The 16,034-nt window shown below is 64.4% G+C and carries 13 protein-coding genes, 1 tRNA gene and 1 pseudogene; 8 read left to right on the forward strand and 7 right to left on the reverse strand.

Annotated features, from left to right (window positions below):
• Positions 1-32: 32 nt before the first annotated feature.
• The 3 genes from mksF to mksB are packed head-to-tail and all read right to left on the reverse strand — an operon-like array spanning position 33 to position 4,847.
• On the reverse strand, positions 33-2,864 hold the full coding sequence (gene mksF, locus R9B85_RS16215; protein WP_112251943.1) for an Mks condensin complex protein MksF: 2,832 nt from the start codon (positions 2,862-2,864) through the stop codon (positions 33-35).
• Positions 2,861-3,568: an Mks condensin complex protein MksE gene (mksE, locus tag R9B85_RS16220; RefSeq protein WP_112251944.1), complete on the reverse strand. Its 708-nt coding sequence runs from the start codon at positions 3,566-3,568 to the stop codon at positions 2,861-2,863. The genes mksF and mksE overlap by 4 nt, the downstream gene beginning before the upstream one ends.
• Positions 3,558-4,847, reverse strand: a complete 1,290-nt coding sequence (gene mksB / locus R9B85_RS16225; RefSeq protein ID WP_112251945.1) for an Mks condensin complex protein MksB — start codon at positions 4,845-4,847, stop codon at positions 3,558-3,560. The genes mksE and mksB overlap by 11 nt, the downstream gene beginning before the upstream one ends.
• A 301-nt stretch (positions 4,848-5,148) precedes the next feature.
• Between mksB and R9B85_RS16230 the strand changes: the two genes are divergently transcribed.
• The 4 genes from R9B85_RS16230 to R9B85_RS16245 all read left to right on the forward strand — a co-directional run bounded on the left by R9B85_RS16230 (position 5,149) and on the right by R9B85_RS16245 (position 7,851).
• On the forward strand, positions 5,149-5,934 hold the full coding sequence (locus R9B85_RS16230; protein WP_207878436.1) for an energy transducer TonB: 786 nt from the start codon (positions 5,149-5,151) through the stop codon (positions 5,932-5,934).
• Entirely contained in the window at positions 5,931-6,386 is a 456-nt protein-coding gene (rimI, locus tag R9B85_RS16235) for a ribosomal protein S18-alanine N-acetyltransferase (protein ID WP_112251947.1), read from the forward strand. Before R9B85_RS16230 ends, rimI begins: the two co-directional genes overlap by 4 nt.
• 49 nt (positions 6,387-6,435) lie before the next feature.
• The gene (can, locus tag R9B85_RS16240) at positions 6,436-7,074 is read left to right on the forward strand and encodes a carbonate dehydratase (protein ID WP_112251948.1); all 639 of its coding nucleotides are present in this window, start codon (positions 6,436-6,438) and stop codon (positions 7,072-7,074) included.
• Between the two features lie 201 nt (positions 7,075-7,275).
• A complete protein-coding gene (locus R9B85_RS16245; protein WP_112251949.1) occupies positions 7,276-7,851 on the forward strand; it encodes a D-Ala-D-Ala carboxypeptidase family metallohydrolase in 576 nt (191 codons plus the stop codon).
• Here the strand turns inward: R9B85_RS16245 and R9B85_RS16250 are convergent.
• Complete coding sequence (locus R9B85_RS16250) at positions 7,791-8,708, reverse strand: LysR substrate-binding domain-containing protein (protein ID WP_207878440.1); 918 nt, start codon at positions 8,706-8,708, stop codon at positions 7,791-7,793. The genes R9B85_RS16245 and R9B85_RS16250 overlap by 61 nt on opposite strands.
• A gap of 246 nt (positions 8,709-8,954) precedes the next feature.
• Here R9B85_RS16250 and R9B85_RS16255 point away from each other — a divergent pair, with 246 nt between their 5' ends.
• Entirely contained in the window at positions 8,955-9,572 is a 618-nt protein-coding gene (locus tag R9B85_RS16255; protein WP_112251951.1) for a LysE family translocator, read from the forward strand.
• A 102-nt stretch (positions 9,573-9,674) separates the two neighbouring features.
• On the opposite strand, the gene R9B85_RS16260 is transcribed toward R9B85_RS16255, so the two are convergent.
• Both R9B85_RS16260 and R9B85_RS16265 read right to left on the reverse strand, forming a co-directional pair.
• Positions 9,675-9,751 (reverse strand) — tRNA-Met (locus R9B85_RS16260).
• 89 nt (positions 9,752-9,840) lie between these two features.
• Positions 9,841-10,424: pseudogene (locus tag R9B85_RS16265) on the reverse strand (FecR family protein); the annotation flags it as partial.
• A gap of 182 nt (positions 10,425-10,606) precedes the next feature.
• On the opposite strand from R9B85_RS16265, the gene R9B85_RS16270 reads away from it, so the two are divergent.
• The 3 genes from R9B85_RS16270 to R9B85_RS16280 all read left to right on the forward strand — a co-directional run bounded on the left by R9B85_RS16270 (position 10,607) and on the right by R9B85_RS16280 (position 13,384).
• A complete protein-coding gene (locus R9B85_RS16270; RefSeq protein ID WP_112251953.1) occupies positions 10,607-11,821 on the forward strand; it encodes an MFS transporter in 1,215 nt (404 codons plus the stop codon).
• 184 nt (positions 11,822-12,005) lie between these two features.
• Positions 12,006-12,143: a hypothetical protein gene (locus R9B85_RS16275; protein ID WP_166674214.1), complete on the forward strand. Its 138-nt coding sequence runs from the start codon at positions 12,006-12,008 to the stop codon at positions 12,141-12,143.
• 83 nt (positions 12,144-12,226) lie between these two features.
• A complete protein-coding gene (locus tag R9B85_RS16280; protein WP_112251954.1) occupies positions 12,227-13,384 on the forward strand; it encodes an MFS transporter in 1,158 nt (385 codons plus the stop codon).
• 173 nt (positions 13,385-13,557) lie between these two features.
• Here the strand turns inward: R9B85_RS16280 and R9B85_RS16285 are convergent, their stop codons facing one another.
• Complete coding sequence (locus tag R9B85_RS16285) at positions 13,558-16,026, reverse strand: TonB-dependent siderophore receptor (RefSeq protein ID WP_423770368.1); 2,469 nt, start codon at positions 16,024-16,026, stop codon at positions 13,558-13,560.
• Positions 16,027-16,034: the final 8 nt, after the last annotated feature.

Genomic DNA, 16,034 nt, shown 5'->3' on the forward strand with positions numbered 1-16,034 from the left:
TAGGGCCGCAAAGCGGCCCCATTACCCCGATATCAGGCCAATTCTTCGGCCTGATCCTCTCGCACAACAGCCTTCACTTCATCCCGACGGCTGATGAACTTCCAGTCCGCTTCGTCGATGTAGATGCCATTCGGCCCGCTGCCACCTTCCAGGTCGATCGCCACGCGCGCCGAAACCTGCGGCTTCACGCTCGCCAGAATCGGCACGAAGCCCAGCTGCAGGCTGGTTTCCAGCAGCGCAGCCTGGTTGCGTTCGTCGATGTCCGCCGCTTCGTCCAGGTAGTACGGCAGGCGAATGCGCCCGGCCAGGTCGCGGTCCATCAGGTGCAGCAACAGGTACATGTTGGTCAGCGCCTTGATGGTCATGGTGGTGCCGTTGGATGCCGCGCCGTCGATGTCGGCATGGATCACCGGCTGGCCGTTGACCTTGGTGATCTCGAACGCCAGCTCGAACAGGTCCTTCAGGCCCAGCTGGTTGTGGTTGGCCGCCACCAGCCGTGCCAGGTATTCCTTGGCCTCTTCGTTCTTGTTGTCCTGCTCGGCGCTCTGGGTCAGGTCGAATACCGACAGGGTTTCGCCTTCTTCGTACTGACCAGCGCTGTGGATGATCTGGTCGATGTGCTTGAGCGCTTCCTTGTTCGGCGCCAGCACCACGCGGAAGCTCTCCAGGTTGGATACCTGGCGCTTGTTGATCTCGCGGTTGAACAGGGCCAGCTGGTGCTCGAGGCTGTCGTAGTCGCTGCGGATGTTACGCAGGGTCCGGGCGATGTCGGTGACCGCCGCGCGGCGGGCCTTGGCCAGGGTCAGGGCTTCGTCGGTGCGGTGCGCATAGGCATTCACCAGCAGTTGCAGGCGGCGCTCCATGTCGTCTTCGCTGTCGAACTTGGCCACGCCTTTCAGGCGCACCTGGGCGTACAGCGCCTCGATCTGGTTGTCCACCCGCTGCAGGCCCTGCCAGCTGTCCTGGTAGTCGTTGAGCAGTGGCAGCAGGTTGTCCATCGAGTCGTCGACGGCTTCCATGTACGGCGTGCCGTAGGGCAGGTCGGCCGGCAACAGCTGGCGACGGCGCAGAGCGTCTTCCAGGGTGCGCTGCTTGGCCTCGAGGTCGCCGATCTGCCTACCGACCAGCTGCAGCTTGGCCGACAGTTGCTGGACACGTTCGGTGAAGGCGTCGCTGGAGCGCTTGAGTTCGTCCTGGGCGGCTTCGAGCTGCGACAGCTGTTCCAGCTTCTCGGGCTCTTCGGCGGCCAGGGTTTCGCTGCGGCGGAAGTCTTCCAGCGCTTTTTGCGCGTCCAGTACTTCCTGGTACAGGGTTTCGGTCTGCGCCTTGGAGGCGGAGCGGTCGGCGGCCACGGCTTGCTGGGTCTTGAGCTGCTTGAGCTCCTTTTCCAGGCGCTCTTTCTGGTCACGCAGGGCAGCACGGTCGGCCAGGGCCTGCAGTGCTGGTGGGTCGATGTGCGACAGGTCGATGGACAGCCCCGGGGCTTCGAAGCGTTCGCCCTTGAAGCCGTCGAGCACCGCCTCCAGCGATTTTACCCACAGGTCGCTGTCGTCCAGTTCGATGCCGCGGTCACCCAGCGGCAGGCTGAACAGCGCGCCGTTGAACAGGCGCATCAGGCGGTCGACGTCCTGCTGCGAGAACTCTTCGCGCAGGCGGGCGTAGCTGTTGTTGTCGGCGTGGTCGAGCTGTTGCTTGACCTGCTTCAGGCGTTTTTCCAGGTCGCGTACGCGCTCGTCGAGGTCTTCGGCGCTGAACTGCCGCGACTGGGCCAGGGCACCGGCCAACTCGTCGTGGGCGTCCTTGGCCGCCAGCAGTTGCTGCTCCAGCACCTTGACGTCATCGACCAGGGCGAAGCGGTGCTTGAGCACCGACAGCTCGCCCAGCCAGCGCTGGATACCGGTGATTTCACGCTCCAGGCGCATCAGTTCCTGGGTGCCGCCGCGCTGGTCGTTCTGCAGGCGGTCCTGCTCGCCACGGTAGTGCTCGGCCTGGATCACCAGCTCTTCCTTGCGCGCCATGGCGTATTCCTGCCAGGTGCCCAGCAGGGTGTCGAGCACTGGCGAAATGCGGTGCAGCTTGCCGCGCAGGATGTCGCGCTGGGCCACGCCACCGGCCAGGGCCTCGACCAGCGGGCCGGCGGCGACCAGGGCGTTGTAGTCCTGCTCCATGCGGCGCACGTCGCGGAAGGCTTCCTCGCAGGCGGCGATGTAGTCGACGCTGCCGGAGCGCAGGCTGTGCTCGAAGGCGTCGAGGAACAGCTGCTTGAGCTTGGCGGCGGTGATTTCGCGCATGTGCAGCAGGTTGATGAACAGCGCGCGGAAGGTTTTCAGGCTTTGCTCGCTGGTCGAGCGCAGCGGGATCATGGTCAGGTCCAGCGGCACCGAGGTGTGGCCGCCGACCAGCAGCCGGCGCAGTTCATCCGGCTTCAGCTCGTAGGCCTTGATCCCCAGGCGCTCGAGGTTGGTGAACAGCTCTTTCTGGCGCAGGCAGGTGTCGTTCTTCTGGTAGTGGGCCAGGTCCAGTTCGCCCTTGTAGGCAAAGAACTGGTGGCCGAAACCGCCGCCCGGGCCGCGGCCGACCACGCCGATGACGTGCGGGCCGTGGGGCAGGCTCAGTTCGCAGAGAATGTACGAGGTGTCGCTGGCGAAGTAGAAGCGGCGCGACTGCTCGAGGCTGTACTTGCCGAAGCTCATGTCCGACATGCGCGCCAGGATCGGGAACTGCAGGGCGTTGATCGACGCCGATTTACCCAGGTTGTTGGCACCGTATACCGACAGTGGGTGCTCCAGCGGGAACAGGCCAAGGCTGTAGCCGGCGGTGTTGAGCAGTGCGAAGCGGCGGATGCCGTAGCGTTCCTGGCTCATGCGTCAATCTCCTGTTGCTCTTCGCGGATCGCCCGGGCCAGGGCTTCCTCTTCGCTTTCCTCGCCCTCGAAGGGGCTGAGGTCGAGCGGGTCGTCGGTGCGGTTGAGTTCTTCGGGGCTTTCTTCCTCGACCAGCACCGGGGTCGGCAGCGGCAGGTCGCTGTGCAGGGTGGCCGCCAGGTCGCGGTCCTGCTGCACCGCCAGGCACACATCGAGGAACCGGTGCATCGGCGGCAGGAAGCGGTAGATGCCGCCTTCCTCGAAGGCGAAGCCGAGCTGGGTCATGCGGCGCAGGATTTTTTCTTCCAGCTCGTCCACGGTCTGCACTTCGGCCTGCAGGAACAGGTCGCGGTACTTGTCCAGCAGCGAGGGCAGTTCGTCACGGCCGATGCTGCCGCCATCGAGCACGGCCATCGGGTCGCGGCCCTGGTCGGCCAGGTGTTCGACCAGGATGAAGGTGAACAGCGACAGGCGCTGCGCGGTCTTGTTGACCTGCGCGGCGGCCATGTCCGGCACGAAGTAGTAGAAGCCACGGGTATCGCACACCAGTTCGAAGCCCAGAGCCTTGAACAGGGTGCGGTACTGGTCCTGGAAGTTCGACAGCTGAGCATACAGCTCGGGGTCGCGGCGGCTGACGTGGAAGCCTTTGAACAGCTCGCGGAAGATCGGCGCGAGCTGGGACAGTTCGGAAAGATCAAGATGCATGGGCTGGGCTCGCGTTGGATTCGGTAGGCGCGCTGGCGGCGTCTTCGCGGCTGGAGGTCAGGGCGAACGAGCGCAGGCTGACCAGGTGTTCCTGGGTGATGTACTCGCGGCGGTCGAGGCGTTCGCGCTTGAAGCGCTTTTCCCGCGACAGGCGCGAGAACCAGTACAGCAGCTCGTCGGTGGCGCCTTCGGGTTCCTGCTCCAGCAGCCAGACCATCAGGTCGGGCAGCGGCAGGGCCTGTTCGCAGCGTTCGGCCATTTCCTTGACCGTGCGCGGTGCACGGGGCAGGGCGCCGGACTGGGTCTTGTGGGCCTTGGGGAAACGCGCCGGCTTGGGCTCGAAGCGGGCCAGGGCGTAGACATAGGCTTCCACCTGGCTGGCGCTGCCGAGGAAGGTGCTTTGCGGGCGGGTGAACATCGGCATGGCCGCTTGCGGTACGGCGTCGATGCCCTTGCGCCGGATCACCGACAGGGCCAGCGCGGCGCCACGGGTCACGGCGTTGTGCCGGCGGGCTTCCTCACGCAGCGGCAGCAGCAGTTCGCGGGCGTGACGCAGGGTCAGCTGGGCGCTGGTCTGCATTTCCAGGATGCGCGCGTGGGTCCGCAGCAGCATGTCGTCGTCGACCAGGTGGCCCAGGCGCGCCTGTTCGCCCAGCAGCTTCAGCAGCACGGTCTCGACTTTGCGCACGCCCTGTTCGAAGGCGCCGTCGGCGTTGACCAGCTGGATCATCGGCTCGACGTACTCGTCCCAGGTCGCCAGTACTTCGGCATAGCGCTGGCGCAGCGGGATCTGGCGGTTGCTGGTCTTGGCCCGCTCGGCCACGGCCACCAGTGCCTGCTCGTCATTGTCGAGCTTCTTCAGTACATCGCGCACACGCATGTCGAGCAGGCGCAGCTGGCGTGCCAGGTCGTCGCTGTCGCGGTTGTCGAAGGCGTCCTGGATATGCCCGGCCAGGCGTTCCAGGTGGCGCAGGTAGGCTTCGATCTCCAGGCACAGGCCCAGCCGGTGTTCGCGGCGCAGGTAGGCGAGGAAGTCATGGATCTGCGCGTTGAGCTCGAAACGGTTCGGGCTCTTGGCCACCGGGACCAGGATATCCAGACGGATCCACACGTCGAGCAGCTGGGTGATGTCCTGCGGGGTGCTCTCGACCTGCTGGCGGCCCACATGCTGACGCAATTCGACCAGGCTCAGGGTGCCCTGGTCGAAACGCTCGCACAGCGGCTCGATCAGGGCCCAGTGTTCGGCTAGGGCGCGCAGGACGCGCTTGGGTTCGATCATTGGCTTCGACTCGTTGCCAAGAAAAAGGGGGCGATTGTACTGCATCCGGGGGGGAGGTTTTCACCCCTTGGTCTGTAATGAGCGATAACCTTGATACTTGCAGGGGATTCACTGGCCTCTTCGCGGGTGAACCCGCTCCCACAGGCACTGCGCACATTTCAGACTGTGTGCAGTACCTGTGGGAGCGGGCGTGCCCGCGAAGAGGCCGGTACAGGCAACAAAAATCCGCCGACCAGTTGCGGCACTCGAATGCCAACAGCGTTAGAATGCCCCACTGTCTCCACCCCTCGGATACCCGCTCTTGCTCACCGAACCCCGTCGCCGCGCCTACCTTTCCGCCATGCAAGTGGTGCACTGGCTGCCGCGCGCCGAGCTGCCGTTCGCCGCACCGTCGCGGCCCGAGCTGCTGTTGCCGGTGGCGCCGGTCGAGGACCTCGATTTCGACGTCAGGCCCGCACCGGCGGCTACCGAGGCACCAGCCGCCCCCCAGGCTCGCTCCGGCGAGCGGCCAAAAATCGAGATTCCGCGCCCGGGCAGTGCGCCAAAACCGGCCGCCAAACCAGTCGAGTCCGAGGAGCAGGCCGCGCCACCGCGCCCGGCCCCGGTACCGCCCCCGCGCTTCTCGTTGCAGTTGCTGCGCGCCGGCAGCTGCCTGCTGCTGGTGGAGCTGGCCACCGGCCAACCATTTCAGAGCCGCGACCCGTCCTATCTGCTGCTCAAGGACATGCTGCGCGCCGCCGGGCTGCCCGACGCCCCGCAGATCATCGGCGAACCGGTGCGCTGGCCGCTGCTGGTGCGCGGCAACATGGACCAGGGCCCGGAGGCCGCGCGCGATTTCGTCCAGGGCTTTGTTCAGGCGCGCCTGGAAGAGGCGCCGTGCAGCTGCCTGTGGCTGATCGGCGTGCCGGCTCTGCGCTTTGCCGCCAATGCCGACGGCGAGGCCTATTACCAAACCCTGAAGCTCGAGGGCCTTGGCGAAGCCTGGGCCTTGCCGGGCCTTGAACTGTTGATGGACGAGCCGCAGCGCAAGGCGGACGTCTGGAAAGCCATGCGCCAGCTGATGGCGCGCTGGAAGAGCGTTGAATGAGTGACTCGATCAGCTTCCGCCCGATGACCGAGGCGGATCTGGATGCCGTACTTAAGATCGAATATGCCGCGTTCAGTCATCCCTGGACCCGCGGGATCTTTCAGGATGCACTCAAATCGTACGAAGTCTGGCTGATGTTCGACGGCCAGCAGCAGGTGGGCCATGGCGTGATCAACGTGATCATCGACGAGGCGCACCTGCTCAACATCACCGTCAAGCCGGAAAACCAGGGCCGCGGCCTGGGCCTGCGCCTGCTCGAGCACCTGATGGCACGGGCCTACCAGCTCAATGGCCGCGAGTGCTTCCTGGAAGTGCGCGCAAGCAACCAGTCGGCCTATCGTTTGTACGAGCGCTACGGTTTCAATGAAATCGGCCGCCGCCGCGACTACTACCCGGTTGCCGGCGGCCGTGAAGACGCCCTGGTGATGGCCTGCACCCTGTTCGAGGACTGACCTTGCAGGGGCTGGAGTCATGCAGGCAAACCCTGATGAGGCAACGACCATGCATGACCTGCAGGAACTGATCGACAACAACGCCCGCTGGGCCGACGCGATCAACCAGCGCGACCCCGACTTCTTCGCCAAGCTGGCCCGCCAGCAGACTCCGGAGTTCCTCTGGATCGGCTGTTCCGACGCCCGCGTGCCGGCCAACGAAATCGTCGGCATGCTACCGGGTGATCTGTTCGTCCACCGCAACGTTGCCAATGTGGTGCTGCACACCGACCTCAACTGCCTGTCGGTGATCCAGTACGCGGTGGAGGTATTGAAAGTGCGGCACATCCTGGTTACCGGCCACTACGGTTGCGGTGGCGTGCGCGCCGCCATGCAGGACCGCCAGCTGGGCCTGATCGATGGCTGGCTACGCTCGATCCGCGACCTGTATTACGAAAAGCGCACCGAGCTGGCCAAGCTGGACAACGAAGAGGCGAGGGTCGACCGCCTGTGCGAACTGAACGTCATCCAGCAGGTGGCCAACGTGGCCCATACCAGCATCGTGCAGAACGCCTGGCACCGTGGCCAGGAACTGTCGGTGCATGGCTGCATCTATGGCATCAAGGATGGCCGGTGGAAAAGCCTGGACACCACCATCAGCGGCTTCGCCCAACTGCCGCCGCAGTACCGGTTGCGGGCGTTGGAGTAGTGACGTTTGCAAGCCTGGCACAGACCCTGTGGGAGCGGGTTCACCCGCGAAGAAGGCGACGCGGTGCATGGCACCGGCTTTGCCGGTGTTCGCGGGTGAACCCGCTCCCACAGGGATCGTGCAAGCGTTTGGGTTTTCAGTAGGACAGTTGCCGTAAGGCGGCGTGGCAGCCTATGTTCCATGTGCAGGGATGGGTGAAGGATGAAAAGACTGCTTCTGGCGGCAGGCCTTCTGGTAGCGGCCACTGCCCACGCCGACGAACGCGACCTGTGGTTGTTCGCGCAATGGGCTGGGGACCATCAGACCCGGCCGTTTCGCGAGATGCTGGTGGATGCCCGCCTGTATGGCGTGGTGCCGATCCATCAGTTGCTGCGTTCGGCTTCGGACTGGAAGCTGTGCCGCGCGTCCCCCTTCGCCGTGCCACCTGCCAGCAACTGGCCGCAAGTGCGGTCAACGCTCTCGCTGATCAAGACGCTCGACGAGCAAGGCATCCTGCGCCAGTTCGAGGTGGTTTCGGCCTATCGCGACCCACGGCTGAACGTCTGCGCCGGCGGGGCGGCCAACAGCGCGCATACCCGGGCGTTCGCCGTCGATATCCTGCTACCCGACTGGGCGGACCCCAACCCGCTGTGCCGTTTCTGGCAGCAGTATGGCCAGGCCTGGAACATGGGCCTGGGGCGCTATCCGTCCGGGCGTATACATGTGGATACGGCGGGTTACCGTACCTGGGGCGGTGACGGCCGTGCGGGTTCGTCGTTCTGTATCAAGCCCAGATGAGCCAGGCAGCTCCTGCATTCGCCCGTCACCCACGTGGCGAAGCGCTGGCGCTTGCCGTTGTCTTCCAGTGGCTGGGGGCTGAGCAGGTGATAGGCCGAGCCGTCACGCACAAAGCCGAACGGCGCCTGCAGCTGCCCGTTGTCGAGCTCGTCGCGCACCATGAGGGCTGAGGCCATGGCCAGGCCCAGGCCGGCGCTTGCGGCCTGGATCGACAGGTAGAAATGCTCGTAGTCGCTGCGCTCGGTGTGCCGGGCCTGCTGGCCGCTCAGGCGCAGCCAGTTGGGCCAGGCGCCGGGGCGAGTGGCGCTGTGCAGCAGGCGTTGGCCTTCGAGTTGGATGGGGGCGGTGGGGCGGCAGACCGGGCCGATCCATTCGTCGCAGATCTTCTGGTTGTACAGCTGCTCGTCCCAGTGGAAGTCATCGCGGCGTATTGCCAGGTCGACACCACTGCGGGCGAAATCCAGTGGCCCGCCTGCGGCCACCAGGTGCAACTGCAGGTCGGGATGGATGGCATGGAAGCGGGGCAGGCGCGGGATCAGCCAGCGCATGGCGATTGTCGGCTCGCAAGACAGCACCAGCACGTTGTCGCGGGCCTGTTGCTGCAAGCGCTGCACGGCGCCTTCGAGCTGCTCGAAGATCGCCTGGGTGGTGCCTTGCAAGGCACGCCCGGCAGGGGTGAGGAAAATGGCCCGGTTGCGGCGCTCGAACAACTCCACACCAAGGCTTTCTTCAAGCAGGCGCACCTGGCGGCTGACTGCACCATGGGTGACATGCAGATGCTCGGCGGCGCGCACGAAGCTCTCGGTTGCGGCGGCGATGTCGAAGTAGCGGAAGGCGTTGAGTGGGGGCAGTTTCATAGCATCCCTTTGTGCCTTTGCAGGCCTTTTCGCGGGTAAACCCGCTCCCACAGGTGATACGCAACCCTCAGGTTTGGTGAAGTCCCTGTGGGAGCGGGTTTACCCGCGAAGAGGCCGGCACAGGTTCTATATATCTGTGAGTAAAGCTATCAGATTTGCCCCACTATAAATCGATTTTCCCCTGTCTATAAGCTCTCGATAATTACCTGGTCTGTGCATTTCCATCGCCTATCGAGAGCCACCAGCATGACCGAAATCATCGCCGTCGCCCTGTTCACCTTGCTCGCCGTCATCAGCCCCGGTGCTGACTTCGCCATGGTCACCCGCAGCAGTTATGCACAGGGTCGCAAGGCCGGGCTGGCTGCTGCCGTGGGCATTGCCCTGGGAGTGCAGGTGCATGTCCTGTACACGGTGCTGGGCATCGCGGTGATCATCAGCCAGAGCCCGACCCTGTTCCTGGGCATGAAAGTGCTGGGCGCGGGTTATCTGGTCTACCTGGGCTACCAGTCACTGACCAACACCCGACGCATCAGCCTCGACGGGGTTGCCGCATCATCAGCCGCCAGCGTAACGCAGGCATTGCGCACGGGCTTTCTGACCAACGCCCTCAACCCAAAGACCATGCTGTTCGTCATCAGCGCCTTCACCCAAGTGGTGCAACCTGGCAGCTCGCTGGCGCTGGATTTTGCCTACGGCGCTTTCATGTCCGTTGCCCACTGGCTGTGGTTCAGCCTGGTGGCGGTGTTCTTCTCCAGTACGGCATTGCGCAAGGCGATGATCGAGCGGCAAGGGCTGGTGGACCGGGTAATCGGCCTGGCACTGATCGGGTTGGGGCTGGCCGTGGCGGTGACCGGCATGCGTTGAGCCGGGGATCGAATGCCCTGTGCGGGAAGGGGGCAGGCCTGTGGGGAGTTTTTCGCAGGCAAAGAAAAAGGGCTTACCTTGCGGTAAGCCCTTCGTCTTGTTTGGTGGCTACACAGGGACTTGAACCCCGGACCCCAGCATTATGAATGCTATGCTCTAACCAACTGAGCTATGTAGCCGATGGCGCGCATTATTCTCTTGAACGGCCCCCCTGTCAACACTCATTTCAAAAAAAATTTGCACGCTTTCAAAAACTTAGCGGCCAAGCCCGGGCCGTTGCCTTGCCCAACGGCATGTCGCCGGCTTTCAGCTGCCCGTACGCCAGCCATCGGCGGCCTTGAGGTCGGCTTTCTGTACCGGGCCGATACGCGCGCCATCGAAGGTTACCCGCTCGCCCGCCGATATCATGCGCTGTTCGGCACCCTGGTTAACCAGGGCCTTGCCACTGAGCACTACCAGTTCGTCATGGCCGGCATGGCGGGCGACCTGCAGGCGGGTACCGAGCACCTGGATGCGCGCGTCGCCCACCGCCACCTCCATGGCTCGGCCGTCGAGCGTCACTTCAAGGTACACCCGGCCCTGCACCAGGTGCAGCTGGCGCGTGCGCCCGCGCAGGTCAGCGTTCATCGCGCTGGCGCTGCCCAGTTGCAGAGTGGTGCCATCGGCCAGGCGGACACTGCGGCGTTCGCCTGTATCGGTGTGCAGTTGGCTGCCCAGACGCTGCATCAGCGGCCAGTACAGGTAGACGGCGGTGCCCAGCCCCAACAGGAACAGTAGCGCCAGCCATTTGCTCAAATGGCTGGCGCGCGTAGTGATCTGTCGTGGACGGGGGCGAGCAGGCATCGGGCTCATGAGTTCGGTCTGCTCGCTGTAAGGGTTGTTTCGCCCAATGATTGCAGGGTATCGAGCCGAAGATGCTAATAATATTGAGAACCATTTACAAGTACGCTGCCGCAGAGAATTAAAAAAGGTAGCTATGTATCTATTCGTTTCCCGATAATCGGATCCCAAACTACGGATGGAGATTCAGGCACATGGCTATCAGTAGCGCCTCTACGGCGCCCACCGGTGCGGCGGCGAGCCAAGCCACGCCGCTGGTGATGCGCATCATCGGCTTTTGCGCCTTGGCGCACCTGATCAATGACCTGATCCAGTCGGTGCTGCCGGCGATCTACCCGATGCTCAAGGCCAACTACGACCTGAGTTTCGCCCAGATCGGCATGATCACGCTGACCTTCCAGATCACTGCCTCGCTGCTGCAGCCGTGGGTCGGCTTCTTCACCGATCGCCGACCGGCACCGAACCTGCTGCCGCTGGGCACCCTGTGTACCCTGGTGGGTATCGTGATGCTGGCCTTCGTCGGCAGCTTCCCCATGATTCTGCTGGCATCGGCGCTGGTGGGGATCGGCTCGTCGACCTTCCACCCGGAAACCTCGCGTATTGCGCGCCTGGCCTCGGGCGGGCGTTTTGGCCTGGCCCAGTCAACCTTCCAGGTCGGCGGCAACACCGGCTCTGCCCTGGGCCCACTGCTGGCGGCGGCCATTGTCATTCCGTTCGGCCAGAGCCACGTGGCCTGGTTCGGCCTGGCTGCGCTGTTCTTCCTCGGCGTCACCCTGATGCTGCGTGGCTGGTACAAGGAGCACCTCAACCAGGCCAAGGCGCGCAAGGCAGTGCAGGCGACCCATGGCATTTCCCGTGGGCGGGTGGTTGCGGCGCTGATCGTGCTGGGGCTGCTGGTGTTCTCCAAGTACTTCTACATGGCCAGCTTTACCAGCTACTTCACCTTTTACCTGATCGAGAAGTTCGACGTGTCGGTGGCCAGCTCGCAGCTGCACCTGTTCCTGTTCCTCGGTGCGGTGGCGGCGGGAACCTTCTTTGGCGGGCCGATCGGTGACCGCATCGGGCGCAAGGCCGTGATCTGGTTCTCGATCCTTGGCGTGGCGCCGTTTACCTTGGTATTGCCGTATGCCGACCTGTTCTGGACCACCGTGTTGAGCGTGGTGATCGGCTTTATCCTGGCCTCGGCGTTTTCCGCGATCGTGGTGTATGCGCAGGAGCTGGTGCCGGGCAGCGTGGGCATGATTGCCGGGATCTTCTTCGGGCTGATGTTTGGCTTTGGTGGCATCGGTGCGGCCTTGCTGGGATATGTAGCGGACATGCGTGGCATCGAGTACGTGTACGAGGTGTGTTCGTTCCTGCCGTTGTTCGGGTTGTTGGCGGTGTTCTTGCCGAGTACCGGCAAGCGTTGATATTGCCGGGGCTGCTTGCAGCCCATCGCGACACAAGGCCGCTCCCACAGGGGACCGCGTACTGTTGTAGGAGTGGCCTTGTGTCGCGAAAGGGCCTCGTAGAGGCCCCCTGGGCAATTGACGAGCCAACCTGCGGTGGCCTAGAGTCCGCCTTTCCCCAACCACCTGCGTAGTAGTCAAAGCAATGTGCCGTACCCAGTCCCTGCCAAACGCCCGCCAGCCTGCCTTCCAGGCCCTGCGTCGTGCGTGGCCGAGCGACACGGTGCTCAAGCGTCGCCGCAGCGTGCTGTTTGCCTTCACCTTCTCGCCACACCTCGCCTGAACTGATCTGCGCTTTCGCGTCGCTCGCCGCCCTGGCGTGCGCGCCTGTGTCTGCACGTCTTTTCGGTTTGCAAGGAGTGGTACATGAACATGCGTTTGCTGGCGGGCTTGTTGTTCGCCGTTTCGGTCGTGGGTTTCAGTCTGGGGGCCAGCCTGCCGCTGGTGTCGTTGCGCCTGCATGAAGCCGGTGCGAGCACCCTGGAAATCGGCATCATCTCGGCCATACCCGCTGCGGGCATGATGCTCTCGGCGTTCCTGGTCGACGCCTGCTGTCGCCACCTCACCCGGCGCACCATCTACCTGCTGTGCTTCAGCCTGTGCATGCTCAGCATCGGCTTGCTCGAGTCGGCGTTCGGCTCGCTGTGGCTGCTGGCGCTGCTGCGCCTGGGCCTGGGGCTGGGCATGGGTATTGCCATCATCCTCGGCGAGTCGTGGGTCAACGAGCTGTGCCCGGAGCACAACCGCGGCAAGATCATGGCCCTGTACGCCACCAGCTTCACCGGCTTCCAGGTGCTCGGCCCGGCCATGCTGGCAGTGCTGGGCGCCAACAGCCCGTGGATCACCGGTGTGGTCACCGCCTGTTATGGCCTGGCGCTGCTGTGCATCGTGCTGACCGTGCCCAACGACCATGTGGAACATGAAGAGGGTGAAAAGAGCTTCGGCCTGGCTGGTTTCTTCCGTGTGGCGCCGGCGTTGTGCGTGGCGGTGCTGTTCTTCTCGTTCTTCGATGCCGTGGTGCTGTCGCTGCTGCCGGTGTATGCCACCAGCCATGGCTTTGCCGTGGGCGTGGCGGCACTGATGGTGACCGTGGTGTTTGCCGGTGACATGTTGTTCCAGTTGCCGCTTGGCTGGCTGGCCGACCGGGTGGAGCGCACCGGGCTGCACCTGGTGTGCGGGCTGCTGGCGATGGCGATCGGGATCGGCCTGCCCTGGCTGCTGAACCTGACCTGGTTGCTGTGGCCGCTGCTGGTGCTGCTGGGCGCTGTGGCAGGAGGCATCTATACCCTGGCGCTGGTGCTGATCGGGCAGCGCTTCAAGGGGCAGGACCTGGTTACCGCCAATGCCAGCGTGGGCTTGCTGTGGGGTGTGGGTAGCCTGGTCGGGCCGCTGGTCAGCGGTGCGGCGATGGATGTGGCGCCGCATGGTCTGCCCATCGCGCTGGCGCTGATGGCCGGGTTGTTCGTGTGCTTTGCCCGGCAGTCGTACCGGCGCGCTGGGCGGTTGCGGGCGGTGGTGGACTGAGGTCCTCCAGGGCTGCACGGTCCCTGTAGGAGCGGCCTTGTGTCGCGATAGGGCCGCAAGGCAGCCCCGGCGATATCTGCGGCGCTGCTGAGGCCCGGGGGCCGCTTTGCGGCCCTATCGCGACACAAGGCCGCTCCTACAGGAATGGTGCCAGCCGGTCAGGCAAATGCCTGTCAGAAACTCCCGCGCAAGGTCACCGACACATTGCGCGGCTCCCCCCAGTAGTATCCCGTCGCCGTGGTGCCGATCTGCCGGTAGTACTTCTTGTCGAAGATGTTGTTGGCGTTCAGTTGCACTGAGTAGTTGTGGTTGATGCGATACCCGAGCATGCCGTTGTATACCGCATACCCCGCCTGGGTCGCCTTCGCCGTGCCGCTTTCGGAATAGATGTCGCTCTGCGCCTGTACGCCGCCGCCAATGGTCCAGGCGTCCAGCCTGCCCGGCAGGCGGTAGCTGGTGAACAGCCGCAGCATGTGCTCCGGGTCGGTGGTGCGGATCGCGTTGCCATTGGTGGCTGCCGAGTTCTTCAGGTACTCGGTGGTGTTGTAGGTGTAGCCACCGGTAACCTGCCAGCCCGGCAGCACTTCGCCGGAAATCTCCAGGTCGATGCCCTCGCTGCGGCTCTTGCCCGAGGCGATCTTGCAGCGGCCGGTGGTGCCGTTGCAGCCGATTGGCGTGGACAGGTCATCCACCGGCGTACCGACCTGGTTGATACGGAAAAACGCCAGGCTGGTGTTCAGCCGGCCATCGTAGAACTCGCCCTTGATACCCGTTTCGTAGGCTTCGCCGATGATCGGGTCGAGCACCGAGTTGTTCTTGTCCACCACTGTCTGCGGGCTGAATATCTCGGTGTAGCTGGCATACACGCTGAAGTGGTCATCCAGGTCGTAGATAAGCGCCGCATACGGCACGATCTTCTCGTCGACGCTGAACTTGCCGTTGGCACCGGTGTTGTTTTCCTGCTCGTAGTCATACCAGTTGGCCCGTGCGCCGATGATCGCGGTCAGCGGTTCGGCCAGCGAGATGCGCCAGGTGGCATGCGCCGCTTGCTGGGTGGTACGGGTGCGCACCGGGTGTGCGGTGATGTCGATGTCTGGCTCGGGCAGGCTGGTTTTCGGGTCCCAGTAGCGGATGTCGTACAGCCCGGAAATTACCCGGTTGGTGGCCGAAGCGTAGGAGTCGTTGCGAATCCGTTCGACGCCGACCATCAGCTCGTGGGTGCGGCCAAACAGGTCGAACGGGCCGTTGAGGGTGGCGCTCAGGTTGTTCTGCAGGCTCTCGCCGCCGTCGCCTTCGGTAACCTGGTATTGCATCAGGTACGGGTTGCCGGTGGGGTTCAGGTTGGCCGGTGCGCGCTCCATGTAGGTTTGCTTGAAGCCATGGTCGTCCAGCTCGAAGTGGGTACGCAGGGCCATCAGCTTCAGGGTCCAGTCGTTGTCGAAGCGGTGTTCCAGTTCGGCAAAGGTGTTCAGGTTGCTGCGGTCCCAGCGGTTCCAGTCGGCGCCCAGGTAGGTGCTGCGTCCGAAAGGCAGGGGGGCGCCGCTGGCGTCGGCGGGCAGGTTGCCCCAGGCTCCGGTGACGTCGAGCTTGGTCCATTCGACACCGGTGGTCAGCGTGGTGCTGTCGTCCAGGTCGAAGGCCAGCGAGCCGCCGAACGCCTCCTTGCGCTCCATGCGCGAGTCCTGGAACAGGTCGCGGTCGTCATGCACGGCGATCACCCGCCCGCGTACGTTGCCGGTTTCGGTCAGCGGGCCGGAGATATCGGCCACGTAGCGCTGGGCATTCCACGAGCCCAGGGTCACGCTGCCCGTAGCCTGGAAGTCATGGGTCGGGCGCTTGCGCACCAGGTTCACCGTGCCCGACGGGTTACCGGCGCCACGCAGCATGCCGGTGGCGCCACGCAGCACTTCAGCGCGGTCGATGAACGCCGAGTCGGTCTGGATGAACGAACCGCCACCGCTGCTCTGCACCACGGTGGCGCCGTCGTACTGGATGGCGTCGATGGCAAAGCCACGCGAGTAGTACTGCACCCGCTCGCTGTCGGTGTAGTTGACCACCACGCCGGGTGTCTGCTCCAGCAGGTTGGTCAGGTTGGTGATGTTCTGGTCATCGATGCGCTGGCGGGTTACCACGCTTACCGATTGCGGGGTGTGGCGCAGGGTTTGCGGCATCTTGCCGATGGTCACTTCACCGGTAGTGTAGGAGCCGGTGTGCTCGGTGGTTTCGCCCAGGCGGTCGCTGGAAATACTGGTAGCGCCCAGCTCAAGGGCGTTTCCCACATCCAGCGCCGGCATCAGCAGGAAGCTGGTTGCACTTTCCTGCTGGACCTGCACGTTGCTGCCCTGCAACAGGATCGATAGCGCCCCTGCACCGTCATGTCGGCCCTGTACGCCGCGGGTGGTCTTGCCCTGCAGGCTGTTCGCGTCGAACGACAGGCTCAGGCCGCCCTGGCGGGCCAACTGGTCCAGCGCCGGAGCCAGCGGGCCGGGCGGGATGTTCCAGTCGGTCTGCTGGCTCTGGCTGGCCACTGCAGCCTGGGCCATGGCCGGGAAGGCACCGCCAGCTGCCAGGCCAAGGCCGAACACGGCCGCGCGTACGGCACGGCGCAGCCTGTCGTTGCGAAGGGAACACGGGGCAATCATGAAGCGCT

This window comes from Pseudomonas sp. NLJ1 (genome assembly GCF_049486705.1).
Lineage (GTDB): Bacteria > Pseudomonadota > Gammaproteobacteria > Pseudomonadales > Pseudomonadaceae > Aquipseudomonas > Aquipseudomonas inefficax.